General features: G+C 47.9%; 13 protein-coding genes. 10 read left to right on the top strand and 3 right to left on the bottom strand.

All coding sequences use genetic code 11. The features are described 5' to 3' along the window. Nucleotides 1–17: 17 nt before the first annotated feature. Nucleotides 18–3125, bottom strand: a complete 3108-nt coding sequence (locus tag ACE5LO_RS10095; RefSeq protein ID WP_375519892.1) for an efflux RND transporter permease subunit — start codon at nt 3123–3125, stop codon at nt 18–20. Beyond that, nucleotides 3118–4527, bottom strand: coding sequence for an efflux RND transporter periplasmic adaptor subunit (locus tag ACE5LO_RS10100; protein ID WP_375519893.1), 1410 nt, complete (start codon nt 4525–4527; stop codon nt 3118–3120). The genes ACE5LO_RS10095 and ACE5LO_RS10100 overlap by 8 nt, the downstream gene beginning before the upstream one ends. 222 nt (nt 4528–4749) lie before the next feature. Here ACE5LO_RS10100 and ACE5LO_RS10105 point away from each other — a divergent pair, with 222 nt between their 5' ends. The 4 genes from ACE5LO_RS10105 to ACE5LO_RS10120 all read left to right on the top strand — a co-directional run bounded on the left by ACE5LO_RS10105 (nt 4750) and on the right by ACE5LO_RS10120 (nt 7593). After that, nucleotides 4750–5301, top strand: a complete 552-nt coding sequence (locus ACE5LO_RS10105; RefSeq protein ID WP_375519894.1) for a TetR/AcrR family transcriptional regulator — start codon at nt 4750–4752, stop codon at nt 5299–5301. Next, a complete protein-coding gene (locus ACE5LO_RS10110; protein ID WP_375519895.1) occupies nt 5301–5678 on the top strand; it encodes a DMT family transporter in 378 nt (125 codons plus the stop codon). The genes ACE5LO_RS10105 and ACE5LO_RS10110 overlap by 1 nt, the downstream gene beginning before the upstream one ends. Nucleotides 5679–5768: 90 nt before the next feature. Then, nucleotides 5769–6896, top strand: coding sequence for an NAD(P)/FAD-dependent oxidoreductase (locus tag ACE5LO_RS10115; protein WP_375519896.1), 1128 nt, complete (start codon nt 5769–5771; stop codon nt 6894–6896). A 40-nt stretch (nt 6897–6936) separates the two neighbouring features. After that, nucleotides 6937–7593, top strand: a complete 657-nt coding sequence (locus ACE5LO_RS10120) for a GntR family transcriptional regulator (protein WP_375519897.1) — start codon at nt 6937–6939, stop codon at nt 7591–7593. A 74-nt stretch (nt 7594–7667) separates the two neighbouring features. On the opposite strand, the gene ACE5LO_RS10125 is transcribed toward ACE5LO_RS10120, so the two are convergent. Continuing rightward, nucleotides 7668–8453, bottom strand: a complete 786-nt coding sequence (locus ACE5LO_RS10125) for an SDR family NAD(P)-dependent oxidoreductase (RefSeq protein ID WP_375519898.1) — start codon at nt 8451–8453, stop codon at nt 7668–7670. A 305-nt stretch (nt 8454–8758) separates the two neighbouring features. Between ACE5LO_RS10125 and ACE5LO_RS10130 the strand changes: the two genes are divergently transcribed. The 6 genes from ACE5LO_RS10130 (at nt 8759) to ACE5LO_RS10155 (ending at nt 14232) form a co-directional block, all read left to right on the top strand. After that, nucleotides 8759–9073, top strand: a complete 315-nt coding sequence (locus ACE5LO_RS10130) for a DUF485 domain-containing protein (protein ID WP_375519937.1) — start codon at nt 8759–8761, stop codon at nt 9071–9073. Further along, nucleotides 9070–10608 (top strand): solute symporter family protein, encoded by a 1539-nt coding sequence (locus ACE5LO_RS10135; protein WP_375519899.1) that lies wholly within the window; start codon nt 9070–9072, stop codon nt 10606–10608. Before ACE5LO_RS10130 ends, ACE5LO_RS10135 begins: the two co-directional genes overlap by 4 nt. A 226-nt stretch (nt 10609–10834) precedes the next feature. Continuing rightward, on the top strand, nt 10835–11542 hold the full coding sequence (locus tag ACE5LO_RS10140) for a response regulator transcription factor (protein WP_375519900.1): 708 nt from the start codon (nt 10835–10837) through the stop codon (nt 11540–11542). Then, the gene (locus ACE5LO_RS10145; RefSeq protein ID WP_375519901.1) at nt 11520–12941 is read left to right on the top strand and encodes a sensor histidine kinase; all 1422 of its coding nucleotides are present in this window, start codon (nt 11520–11522) and stop codon (nt 12939–12941) included. Before ACE5LO_RS10140 ends, ACE5LO_RS10145 begins: the two co-directional genes overlap by 23 nt. Nucleotides 12942–12991: 50 nt before the next feature. After that, nucleotides 12992–14071, top strand: coding sequence for an AI-2E family transporter (locus ACE5LO_RS10150; RefSeq protein ID WP_375519902.1), 1080 nt, complete (start codon nt 12992–12994; stop codon nt 14069–14071). After that, the gene (locus ACE5LO_RS10155; RefSeq protein WP_375519903.1) at nt 14068–14232 is read left to right on the top strand and encodes a hypothetical protein; all 165 of its coding nucleotides are present in this window, start codon (nt 14068–14070) and stop codon (nt 14230–14232) included. The genes ACE5LO_RS10150 and ACE5LO_RS10155 overlap by 4 nt, the downstream gene beginning before the upstream one ends. Nucleotides 14233–14235 lie beyond the last annotated feature (3 nt).

Raw genomic sequence — 14235 nt, forward strand, 5'->3', positions numbered from 1 at the left:
TCACTGAAAATAAAGATTTATATGGTAACATCATGCTGAACGTTCGCTGTTTCTTTTCCCGCCTGCCTTCTCAATTTGAATTTGGCGACAAGCAGATACAGCGAAGGCACGACAAACATGGTGAGCAGAGTGGAGTACATTAAACCAAAAATGATAGTAAAAGCCAACGGCCTGAACAGCAGCTCACCAATGGTTGCAATCGGAATCATGCCTACAATGGCCGTTACAGAGGTGAGCAGAATGGGACGGAATCGGGCATGGGTGGCCCCAATCACCGCTTCTTCCAGTCCGGCGCCTTCCTGGCGCGCGTCCTCAATGAACTCCAGCAGCACAATTCCGTTACGCACAACAATGCCCGCAAGTGCCGTCAATCCCAGTATGCCCATGAAGCTGATCGGCATGTCCAAAATGAACAGTCCCAGGAATCCGCCGGCCGCCGCCATATAAACCGTCGTCATGATGATGACTGGAGCGGAGAAAGAATAGAACTGCAGGAAGATCAGCAGGAAAATCAGGAAGATCACGACCACATATAGCTTTGCTATTTCGGACAACACATCATTCTGTCCATCCACCTCACCGCCAATGTCCCAGCTGTATCCGGGCGGGAATGTAGTATTTTGCAAATTGTTGCGTATTTCCCGCATCACTTCGTTGGCAGTGCGGCCGTATAAATCAGCATCGACGGTAACTGTTCGCTTTAGATTATAATGATTTATTTGCTGGGTTTCAAAAGACGGCTTCATCTCTGCCAGCTGTGTGAGCGGAATTTGTGTTCCAGCCGCATTGGTCACATGTAGCTGCTGAAACAGAACCTCAGGGTCTTCATCAGGCTTGCCAAGCGTCATCTTCATTTGAATGAGATCGCTGCCTGTATCAAATTCGCTGAACTGCAGTCCGTTGCCCAGCAGCAGCAGGGTATTGCTCAGGCTGTTGTAGCTGACTTTATAATGATCCATAGCCTGTTTATCCACCTGAAAATCCAGGGTATAGCTTTCATTCTCCATAGTGTGGTGTACGTTCTGAGCACCGGGCGTGCCCATCACTTCCTGTTTGACGGAATCTGCCAGGCTCTGCAGCTGAGGCAGAGCATTGCCGGAGATCCGGATGGAGACCGGCTTGCCGAGCGGAAGCCCCATCTCGGGAATTTTGAGTGTGATGGACTGACCCGGAAAACGATCCTCCAGCTCGGCCGACCATTCCGCTACGGCTTCAACTGCCTTAAACTTTCCTTCGACACCGACCACTGCAACCTGTCCGACTGTAGGACCGGTCCGGTCATCGGCGGTCATGTCCTGAAACAGCATGGGAGCGCTGCCGCCTGCCGCATAAGTCACGGTCCGGATATTCGGCTGCTGCTGTATCCAACCGGCGATGTCGGCTGTAATGTCCCGGGTCTCTGCAATGGAAGTGCCCACAGGTGTCCGCACATTGATGCTTATCTGCGGATCCTCCGTTTCCGGGAAAAGATCCAGCGGAATCAAAGCAAGCAGGCCATATAACAGGGTGCTGATCAGCAGTCCGCCTGCCGCATAGATGGCAGGACGTTGAATCACCTTCGGAATAAGCTTGCCGGAATAGAAGTTGCGCAGGCCATCAATTTGTCTGCCCAGCAGTCCCGATGGACGGGGAGCTTGCTCTGTTTTCGTATTGTGCTGGCGCTTTGTTCCGTACCATTCCCTGAAAATGGGGATGATGGTCAGCGACATCAGCATGGAAGCCAACAGGGTAAAGATAACCGCGTAAGGCAGCGGTTTGGCAAACGAACCGGCATCCCCTGTTAAAAAGAGCAGCGGGCCAAAAGAGGCTGCAGTAGCCAGTGTAGCTGTTAAAATAGAGATGGCAACTTCCTTGGTCCCGCGCAGAGCTGCTTCTGCAGGAGATTCTCCAAGCGTCTGCAGTCTTCGTTCAATATTGTCATTGACAACCACCGCGTCATCCACCAGAATGCCCATGACAATAATTAAGCCGATGACAGTAACCTGATTGAGCGTAACACCAAGCAGCGGCAAAATAATGAGCCCGATGGCGATGGAAATGGGGATGGCCAGCGCCACAAACGAAGAAGTCACAAGGTTCAGTCCCAGCGTACATATGAGAATCACGGAAGCTATAGCAAACATCATTTCCCGTGACAGATGATGGAAAATATCCGCTACGCGATCCGTCTGTGAAAATAGGGTTTGCAGCTGAACATGCTGAGGCAGGGTTTCTTTTAAAATGATCACCTCTTCATTGACCTTTTCAAAAATCTTCTCCACATCAGCCCCTGTATTCCCCATAATCGTCAGAATGACCGCAGGCTTGCCGTTATAATAAGCCAGATAATCGGATTGGCTGTGGGAGAGTAATACAGTGCCGACATCCTCCAGATATACCGGGGTCCCATCAGCGGTTTGCTTGATCATAATTCGGTTCAAGTCTTCCGCACTTTGCGACTGGTCCACATTCAATTGATAGGTCAGTTCATTGTAATCCAGGTCTCCAAGCGGACTGCGTTCATTTTCATTTTGCACCGCCTGCATGAATTGTTCCCAGCTAATCTGATACTGCTGCAGCCTGGCCGCGTCAATTTGGATTCGCACTTCCTGATCCGGAAGCCCCTGAACGATAATTTGGGAGACACCGTCAACCGTACTGAGCTGGTCTTTCCATTTCTGCACCAGATCATGCAGCTTATACAGCTGCTCAGCTGAACCGGCTGTGATGGCGTACGAATGAATGAATGTTTTATTCAGGTTTTCATGGATGACCGGCTTCTGTGCATCTTCGGGGAGTGCAGAGTCGATATCATTGATTTTTTGCCTGATTTCCTCCCAGACAGCTTTGGCATCCGCCGTGCCTTCCGTTTCAATACGGATGGTGGACATCCCATATGCGGAGGTGGATTCCAGCGTCTTAATGTTTTCCGCTTCTCTGAATTCCTGTTCCAGCGGAGTGGTAATCTCCCGCTCAACCTTTTCCGGGGACGCTCCTGGATACATTGTTGTGACCACGGCCGTTTTTTGGATAATATTAGGCATTTCCTGTCTGGAAAGCTGAGTAAGCTCGAAGATCCCAAAACCGATAGCCATAACAAAGATGAAGACAGTCAGCTTCCGCTTGCGGATAAAATATTCAATCATGGGCTTGTTCCTCCACAGGCTGAACGGTTAAACCGTCATAAATGGAGCTGGCGCCTGTCGTGACAATAACGTCTCCAACGGAAAGGCCGTCCGTAACTTCCAGCTTATTGCCGGTCAACTCGCCGATTTTCACTACCGTTTTTACAGCCTTATTGTTTACAACTTTAAATACATAAGTCTCATTACCGCTGTTAAGGACAGCTTTGGCAGGGATCAGGAGCTTCTCGCTTTGCTGAGTGCCGAGACCCGCTTGAACCACCTGGCCCGGCGCCCAGTCATGCTTGGGATTCGAAACTATAACCTCCACATTGATGGAGCCTGTATCGGAATTGGTAGCCGGGTATATTCTGCCGACCGTTCCTTCCCGTTCCTGACCGTACAGGGTCAGGCTCACTTTATCCCCTTTTTTCCATTGATTAATCTCATGATCCGGCACGGGCAGCAGCACCTTTAATTTGTCGATTTGTCCGATCCGGTAAGCGGTTTGTCCAGAAGGGGCCAGTTCACCGACAGTCACGTTTTTTTCCAAAATCACCCCTGATATTGGAGACTTCAAAGAGGTTTTGGACAGGGAAAGCTCAGCTTCCTTTTTAGCCACGATTGCTTGCTCATACTGAGCGGAAGCCTGGTCGTGCGCTGCTTCAGCCTGCTGCAGTGTAGCGGCAGCAGATGCTTTTGCGGCCTGGGCCTGCTGAACTCCGGATTTTGCCGTTTCCAGGTCCTCCTTGGTAGCTCCTTCTTCCAGCAGGGACAGGGCATTTCGCGCATCTTCCACATCCTTGGAAGCATTCGTGAGCGCAAGCTGTGCTCGTTCCTGTTCGTCCTTAGTGGCGACTCCTTGTTCATAGAGCGATTGTACACGGGCTGCATCCGTCCTGGATTTAGTCAGTGCCGCCTGCGCTCGTTCCACCTTGGTACGGGCCTGGTCAAGCTCCTGTTGCCTTGCTCCTTTAACAGTTTTGTTTAATGAAGCACTGGCAGAAGAAATCTGAGCCTCGGCAGAGGATATGGAGGCTTTGGCGCCAGCCATCGCGGCAACGGCATTTTTGATGCCTGACTGGGCCTCGGCAATGGAATTGTTTGCTTGTTCCAGCTGAAGCACATAATTTACGCTGTCCAGTTTGGATAACACCTGATTTTGAGTGATCGCATCTCCAACCTCAAAGGAAGCTTTCTCAACTAAGCCCGATAACTCGAAAGCGACGGATACTTCTTTATAAGCTTCGAGCGTACCGGAAAGATTTTTGACGGCGGATACCGATTGTTTCTGGACCGTTGTGGTTGCAACATTCGCTCCGGTCGCATCATCGGTGCTGGTTTCTGTGGAACCTGACGACGAGCATGCAGAGCTGGTTAGCAGCATTGCGCCAATCACTAAAAGGTGAAGGTTGCGTTTTAACAAAATGATCTTCCTCCCGAAAAATAAACTTATAAGTATAATAATAAACTATACAGTTTAATTAAAGGGATTATAGATTTTTGAAGGCAGGATTGTCAACTGGAGGAGGAGTAACGGGATGATCTAAAATGCCCAAAACGTCTGCGACGCAAAAGTTATCTTATAAAAGAATTCACTTGAAAAAGACCGTCCAGACGGTTTATAATCATAAGGGGGTGATAAATAATGAGCTTAACAAAAAAAGAATTAAAAAGAGAACTAATTCTTAAAACTGTTTCACAGATTGTGCATGAAGAGGGGGTGGAAAAATTAACCTTGGAGGCTGTTGCTAAAAGAGCGGGCATAAGCAAGGGCGGATTATTATATCATTTTCCCAGTAAAGATGCTTTGATTTTAGGTATGATTGAACAGTTGTCCAATCAGTTTGTTGAAGAATTTAACAGGAGAGCTGAAGCTGATCCACATCCCAAAGGAAAATGGACGCGATCTTACATTGAAACATCACTTTTTGGAAATAACGATGAGAACAATCTATACACTGCTCTCTCAGCTGCCCACTTCACGAATCCTGAAATGCTCGAACAGCTGCGGGCAGAATATTCCACAATTCAGAACAAGATTGAAAATGATGAATTTGACCCTGTGCGCGCTACGATGGTCCGTTTAGCAATTGATGGTCTGTGGTTAGCGGAAATGTTTGGTCTGGCACCTCCCAAAGCAGAGCTAAGACAAAAAGTTGTTAAAGCGTTACAGGCAAGTGTAGAGGAGGATGAATAATGGCATATCTTTTCTTGGCAATCTCTATTATTGGTGAATTGATTGGAACATCGATGCTTAAAGCGTCGGAAGGTTTTAGTAAGTTATATCCAACAATATTTACTATCGCTGCGTTCGCTGTCTCTTTCTTTTGTCTTTCTTTAACTCTCAAAACGCTGCCCTTAAATATGACTTATGCTATCTGGTCAGGTGTAGGCGCGGTTGCCACGGTGCTGATTTCGGTACTGATCTGGAAAGAAAAAATCAATACAGGCAGCATTGCAGGCATTGCTTTAATCGTGATTGGGGTTGTCATTTTGAACTTATTCGGTGCAGGCCATGGTGAGGCAAACGATACAAAAAAAGCAACAAGTTCAGTTATTCAAAATAAAGAATAGAAAGATCCTCCAAAGAAGGCTTCTACATGATTATACTTTCCTGCTGTGTCCGCTATAATGGAGGGAGTGATTGAGGAAAGGAATGTCATTATGAAAAAAGTCATCGTCATTGGAGCAGGAATTCTCGGGGCATCGACAGCGTACCAGCTGGCCAAAATGGGGGCGGACGTGCTGATAGTGGACCGTCAAGATATAGGACAGGCTACGGATGCCGCCGCAGGCATCATTTGCCCATGGCTGTCCCAGCGGCGCAATCAGGCATGGTACCGGTTGGCCAAGGCAGGCGCGCGTTTTTACCCCGGGCTGATCCAAGAGCTGCAAAGTGAGGGGGAAACCGAGACTGGTTATGCTCAAGTGGGTGCACTCAGCATTCATGACGATTTGGAGAAAATCAGCAGGATGGTGGAGAGGGCGCAGCTCCGCAAACCGGATGCACCGGAAATCGGTGACATCACCCGGCTTGATGAACAAGCAACTCTTGAATCGTTCCCTCTGCTAGCGGAGGGTTATTCCTCTGTACATATCAGCGGCGCCGCCCGTATCGATGGCCGTGCACTGCGTAACGCGCTGCTGCGGTCTGCCCAAAGAAACGGAGCCGTCCTGCTCCACGGGGATGCCAAGCTTGAATATGAGTCAAACCGTGTCACAGGAGTTGCTGTTGGTGCAGACAGCTTCCCGGCAGACGAAGTCATCGTTTGTGCGGGCGCATGGGCTAATCCATTGCTGCAACCGCTGGGCATTGATTTTAAGGTTCGTTTTCAAAAAGCGCAAATCATGCATCTGCAGGTGCCTGATCGTCCGGACACCGGCAGCTGGCCTGTGGTCATGCCGCCTTCCGATCAATATTTGCTGGCATTTGACCAGCAGAAGATTGTGATCGGGGCAACTCACGAGAACGAAGTGGAAGGCTACGATACAAGAGCAACCGCAGGCGGTATTCAGGAGGTCGTGAATAAAGGGCTGGAAGTGGCGCCTGGCTTGGCAAATTGCACTTTTCAGGAGGTAAGAGTGGGCTTTCGGCCATTTACGCCCGATTTTCTGCCGGTGATCGGCGCTGTTCCAGGTTGGGATGGTCTTATAACAGCAAACGGGCTTGGAGCGTCCGGCTTGACGATGGGTCCCTTTATCGGTAGCCAACTGGCCAAGCTGGCGTTAGGAATGGAGCTGGATATCGACATGGAGGATTATGATCTCCGCAAAGCCATGGATGAAGGCTAAATGGTTTCATCAAGTCTGCAGCTGAAAGGAATGTCTTTTAATGAAAGACCTGATTAACTTCTCGCACATGGATCATCAAGGCGGTAATCCATTGCCATATACCATTGCCAATCATATTTTGAGGAAAATATTCCTTGAGGAGTTAGCCCAAGGTGCTCGCCTGACCGAAAGCGAAATCGCTAAAGAATTGCAGGTAAGCCACATTCCCGTTCGGGAAGCTTTCTATATTTTACAGAATTACGAGATTCTTGAGAGAGCACCCCGGAAGGGCGTGAGAGTTAAAGCAATTTCCCGACAGGAGCTTGCGGATTATGCAAATGCCTTAATTGAACTGTATATGATTGTCTTGCGTCATTCCAAGGAAAAATGGAACTCCGACAAGCATGACAGGCTTCGCAGCTATCTGGAAGAGGCAAATAAGCAGCTTAAAGAGGGCAACCTTATTGATTATCTCGTCAAGTGTGATCAACTTTGCCGGTATTTGTTTGTAGTGGGGGAGAATAAGGCGTTTCTTCGTTTTTATTCGGAAATTACATATATCACTACTGCCTTTTGTCAGTCACGGTGGAGAAGCCTGGAGACGGCTGAAAAATGCCAGCATCATCTGCAAGCGGCGGTCGACGCCTTGATTGAGGGCAATATGGATCTGGCAGCAGCAGAATTGGAGAACGTCACAAGATACTCGATAAATACTTGAAATGTCTGGAGAGTGCAAAAAAGCGCAGGGACCAGGTTTTACCTGGTTTGGCTGCGCTTTTTTGCGTTCACGGGTTATCTGTCGATTTTGGCGGTGGAGCCGCTGGCTTGCACATTGAAGCCGCCGTCAATCAGCTGGGAGGTTCCTGTGGTGAAATAGGCCTCATCGCTGGCCAAATAAACCACCAGGTATGCGACATCAACAGGTCTTCCCATTCGGCCCAGCGGTTGGGAGGCCACGGCTGCATCCATGGATTCCTGATCAGGGAATGCATCCTCAACCATGGAAGTATAGATAGTGCCAGGCAGTACTGAATTAACCCGAATATTGAAGGGAGCCAATTCAATGGCTGCTGCTCTCGAGAAAGCATCTACTGCACCCTTACTGGCTGTATATGCCGTAAATGCGCCGCTTGAATTGACAACAGCCATCGAAGCGATGTTGATGATCGAGCCGATGCCCGCCTTTTTCATATAAGGAATAACGGTTTGCATGCCGACGAACTGGCTCCATGCGTTGACATCCATTACTTTGGTCCAATGTTCATGGGTTAGTTTGTCATACGTTGTCGGGGCCAGGATGCCAGCGTTGTTAACCAGAACAGTAATAGGCCCGAATGCTTTAACACCTTCTTCAACGACTTGAATCCAATCCTCTTTGGAGGAGACATCATGCTTAAATGCGAGAGCGCTTCCAAGGTTCCCGGCATTAATTTCCTCAACGACTTTTGTGACATTTTCAAAATTGATATCTGTTGCGATGACCTTGGCTCCTTCTTTCGCCATCAGCTTTGCTTCGGCTGCCCCTTGACCATTGCCGGCTCCGGTTACAAGCGCCACTTTTCCTGTTAATCTTCCCATAATAAAGCCTCCAGTTTATAGAGAGATATAAGTTACAGTTCAAATTATATATAATATATAATATATAATTCAAGATGAAATTTTTTGAATGATCTCTAATTGAGCAAGCCGTTGCGGGACACTCTTGATAATAGGATGGAACTGCAGTAAGGTGCAGACTTGTTTGAAAATGCTTACATCTGGTTATTGGATTATGTATACTGAGAAAAGGGAGGTGGGAATGTTTGTCAGAAAAATACATACCAATGGATTTCTGATGTACTACATTTCAGTACAAGGAGGGAATTTATTTGGACAACAAGCGAATGACATACAGCGAAGCTGCCAGAACAGAAATTTTCCGAAACTTGATGGCGAAGAAAAAAAGGTTCATTATTCCGCTTTCCGTGTTTTTTCTGGCGTTTTACTTTACTCTTCCAATTTTGACGTCCTACTCCGATGTATTGAATCAACCCGCTTTCGGCTCGGTTACCTGGGCATGGGTTTTTGCATTCGCCCAGTTTATTATGACTTGGGTACTGTGTTATCTGTATTCCAGGCAGTCGGTCAAGTTCGACGCTATGTGCAATAAGCTTAGAGCGCAGGCAACTCCAGAGGAAAGGGGGGCGGGGCCGTCATGAATACGGCATTTATCCTGTTCCTCGTTATCGTTCTCGGCACCCTCGTGATCACCTACTATGCCTCCAAAAAAACAAAAACGGCCAGCGAGTTTTATACCGCTGGGGGCGGATTGACCGGCTGGCAGAACGGGCTGGCTATCGCTGGCGATTACATGTCTGCCGCTTCCTTCCTGGGCATTGCCGGTATGATTGCGCTGTTTGGATTTGACGGATTTTTCTACAGCATCGGTTTTCTCGTCGCATATCTGGTCGTCCTGTATATTATCGCGGAGCCCTTGCGCAATCTGGGCAAATATACGATGGCTGACATGATTGCCGCCCGCTTCAACACGAAGAAGATCCGCGGTGTCGCCGCCCTGAACTCCATTGTCATCTCTATTTTCTACATGATCGCCCAGTTGGTCGGTGCAGGCGCACTGATCCAGCTTTTGATCCCTGGCCTGGATTATACGATGTCAGTGTTCATTGTTGGTGTGCTGATGACCATTTATGTTGTCTTTGGCGGCATGACGGCAACAAGCTGGGTGCAAATCATCAAATGTGTGCTCCTCATGGCAGGTACCTTTATCATTTCGCTGATTGTCTTCGCCAAATTTGATTTTAATATCGGGCAAATGTTTCATGAGATGCGGACATCCACGCCGCTGAAGGAAGCCTTCTTGCATCCTGGCAATAAATTTGCCAACGGACTGGACACCCTATCGCTGAATCTGGCGCTGGTGCTGGGAACCGCAGGATTGCCGCATATTCTGATCCGCTTTTTTACCGTTAAAGATGCGCCTACTGCGAGGAAATCCGTCGTTGTCGCCACATGGATCATAGGGGCATTTTACGTGCTAACCCTGTTCCTCGGGTTCGGAGCTGCTGCCTTCGTAGGGGAAAGTGCCATCGTGGAAGCCAACGCCGCAGGCAATATGGCTGCACCGCTTCTGGCCAAAGCCCTCGGCGGGGAATTCCTGTTCGCTTTTGTATCTGCCGTTGCCTTCGCCACCATTTTGGCTGTCGTCGCCGGATTGGTATTATCCGGGGCGTCTGCCTTTGCTCATGATTTTTACGCTCATATTATACGGAAGGGCGCAGCAGAGGAAAAGGAGCAGGTGAAAGCTGCCAAGCTGGCTTCTGTTGGAGTTGCCGTAATCTCCATTCTATTGGCGCTGTTTGCGCAAAAGCTCAACGTTGCCTTTCTGGTTTCGCTTGCTTTTGCCGTCGCTGCCAGCGCGAACCTGCCTGTGCTTGTTTTCACCGTGTTCTGGAGACGATTCAACACCGCTGGAGCGGTTACAGGTATGCTGGTCGGTTTATTAAGCGCAATTGTCCTGGTCATGATCAGTCCCAACGTATGGGACCCGGTTGTGGGCAAAGCGATTCTAGTAGGCACGCCCCTGATCACGCTTACCAATCCGGGCATTATTTCGATCCCGCTGGGATTTTTGGGCGCATTCCTGGGAACGTATTTCTCCTCTGCGCGTGATGACGTGAAATTCGATGAGATTCTCGTAAAAGCGAACACCGGGATTCAGGATCTGCAATCATAAGCTTGGTGGATCAAAAAAACGGATTCGTCACTGAAAGCGTCGCCAAGATGGCGTCGCTTTCTCTTTTTTGGTGATTGGGAAGAAACTAATCCTAGATGTAAAACGTAGTACAAGAAATGATGCAAGCTTCTTTAGATAATCTTTAGATTCAATTTACACAATATTAAGAGTGAGGCCTTATACTATGCCCCGTAGGCTGACCAGCTCAAAAAGAAAGTGGGAAATTATGAAGTATCGTATCCTGATCGCCGATGATGAGCCGGAGATTGCAGAGCTGCTGCAATTGTATCTTGAAAAGGATTATGAGGTTACCTGCGCAGTGCATGGGCAAATGGCATGGGATATTATTCAGCGCGAGCGTATTGATTTAGCCATCCTTGACATCATGATGCCGGGTATTGACGGCCTGCAGCTGCTGAAGAAAATACGCAAGACCCACCTGATGCCGGTGCTTTTTTTATCAGCCAGAAACCAGGCGACTGACAAAATTCTCGGCCTTAATCTGGGCGCTGACGATTACATTGCCAAGCCCTTTAATCCTCTGGAAATTGTGGCGCGTGTGGAGGCATTGCTTCGGCGGGCTTACAGTTTTGAAACGGTATCCAATCCTGCAGGAGAAAATAGGCAGCTGGTACTGGGCGAGCTTGCCCTGGATCAAAACCAGTGCATTCTCTTTCAGCGGGGAGAACCTGTAGTTCTTACATATACAGAGTATAAAATAATGGAGCTGCTAATGTCTGCGCCTGGCCGTGTTTTCACCCGGAAACGTATATATGAAACCGTATGGGGAGACTATTATGCTTACGAAGATAGTACCATCATGGTACATATCAGCAATATCCGCGAGAAAATTGAACAGGATTCAAGAAAGCCGCAATATTTAAAAACAATCAGAGGTTTGGGGTATAAAATTGAAGCGCCTATGGAAATTTAGAAATAATCGGAAGCTGCAGTCCTCTCTGGTCATTGATTTTTTGTTGTTTATTCTGTTCTTTATAATGCTGATTATTGTTCTACGCTTCACAGTCCCCCTCGGCATTAATTACATGGTCTCGAAAGAGGGGGATACGGATCTCGGGCTTGATGTTGTTACTGCACATGACTATATAGCAGACTGGAAACAAGGGGGAGGCATCGAGTTGGACAGGCTTCAACAAAGCGGGGGCTGGCTTGAGCTTCTTGATGCGAACAGACAGGTAGAGCAAGTAGTGGGGGACAAAAAAGATTCCTTGTATACGTATTCGGAAGCTGAACTCTATGATCTGCTGGCAAATGATGCTGATCAGACCTACTACTATTCTATAACTGCCGTCGATGATCCTGCGGATACGGTCAAATATTTAATCGTTAAGATACCACGTGAACTGATTAGCATCTCCGTTGTGGATGACCCGTCTATAAGCCGGATCGTATCACTTCTCCTTTTTATTGCCATCAGTTCAATCTTGCTCCTGGTCTTCGTATACAGCTACTGGATTGCGCGCCGAATCAAGAAACCGTTGGCTCTGATTCTGGACGGACTTCATGAAATGATTGCCGGCAACTATAACACAAGGCTGTCGATTTCCGCTGAAAAAGAATTTAATCTTATCGGAGAAACGTTCAATTATATGGCGGATGTCATCGAGAGAGCCACTTATGAGAAGCGTATTGCCCAGGAGAGCAAGCAGCGGTTGATGATGGACTTGTCCCATGATCTCAAAACCCCGATTACAAGCATTCACGGATACGCCCAGGCTCTTGTTGAAGGCAGAGTGGAAGACAAGCTGCGGCAAAATAAATATTTGTTCTACATTTATAACAAGTCCACCCAGATGACACGACTGATACAGAATATGCTGGAGTTATTCAAGGTGGATGCGACTGATTTCACGCCTCATGTGGAGCGAACAGAAATCGGTGAGTTTTTGCGGGAACGTATTGCCGATGTCTATGATGATGTGGAGCGAAATGGTTTGCTGCTGAATTTTTCCGTTCCTGACCATGATGTGTATGCCCAATACGACCCGGAGCTGCTGGGTCGGGTGATCCAAAATCTGATCGCCAATGCTTTGCTGTATAATCCGGCAGGCACTCATTTGCGGGTTGAACTGGTTGATGATGATCAGGAAGTACGAATCGAAATTGCGGATACCGGTATCGGCATTCCGAAAGAACTGTGGGCCACGATTTTTGATCCGTTCGTTCGTGGTGACCAAGCCCGCACTCACACAGGCGGGACCGGATTAGGGCTGGCGATTGCACTCAAAAATACAGAGAAGATGGGCGGCACACTCACCTTGCGATCCGGAGATGAAGAATCATCCATCTTTACGATACATCTGAAGAAATAAGAAAAACATCTATCGATAACCATAAGAATGGGTTTATTGGAGGGAAGCCATTGTATATAAAGAACAAGGTTTTGCGTTTTGCCACTTTTATCATATTGGTGCTGCTGATCATCTATTTAGGCTCGAAGGTAAGCTTTGTTTATCAGCCGTTGCTTTCATTGATTCAGGTTGTAGCTATTCCATTGCTGCTCTCTATATTCTTCTACTACCTGATCAGGCCACTCGTCAGATATATGACAAAGTACAGGATCAACCGGACCGCTTCGATTTTGCTAATTTATTTGCTCTTTGTTCTTGCACTGGTTTGGTTCAGTGCCAGTCAGTGGCCGCGGCTTCAGGAGCAACTGGTCAGCTTTCTGAATAATATCCCGAACCTGTTCTATGAATTGGGGGAAAGAATCAACGAACTGGAGCAGAGCGGGTTTCTCTCTTCGCTGTTTCCGGCAGGTGCCAGCCCGCTGTCTTCGGTGACGGATTACTTGAACCAGGGTCTCGCTCTTTTGACGAACTCTGTAGGAGGAATGGTCTCGTTTGTATCCGACTTCACGGTTGTGCTGTTCACGTTCCCGATCCTGCTTTTCTTCATGCTTAAGGAAGAAGGAAAGTTAGGCAAGCGGATTGCAGGTGCGGCGCCAATCCGTTTCCAGGACGAAACCCGTTCCATCATTACAGAAATTGATCAAGTGCTGAGCGGGTTTATTATCGGGCGAGTGCTGATCAACCTGGCGTTAGGGGTGTTGATGTACTTTGGTTTTATTCTTATTGGTCTGCCGTATGCCTTTTTACTGACAGCGGTAGCCGTGATCGCGAATTTTGTGCCTTTTATAGGAGCCATTCTGTCCGCGATCCCGATCGTTATTGTCGGTCTGACGCAGTCGCCATCAACGGCTATATGGTCCCTTGTTATCATACTGGTCGCTCAACAGATTCAGGATAACCTGGTGGCTCCTTATGTGTTCGGCAAAAGCCTGGACATTCACCCGCTCACGACCATCATTCTGGTGCTGGCCGCAGGCGATATTTGGGGCATTATCGGTATGATCATTGTGATCCCCCTGTATATGATTGTGAAAATCATTGCGGTGCGTGTCTTTAACTTGTTCTTCAAGGACAAGTGGATGCAGCTATGAATCCAAATAAAAAAGAAGGACCAAAGCAAGCGGATTTATTGGTCTTTAAAGAACAGTTTTTTGATTTTTTTCTTTACGATTTACTTGAAAAGTCCTCGACCAAAGGTGAAGAATGGAGTGACATCAGCTCCACAGAAGTTGAAGAAAAGAAAAACGTGTAGGAA

The organism is Paenibacillus medicaginis (genome assembly GCF_042138635.1).
Lineage (GTDB): Bacteria > Bacillota > Bacilli > Paenibacillales > Paenibacillaceae > Paenibacillus > Paenibacillus medicaginis.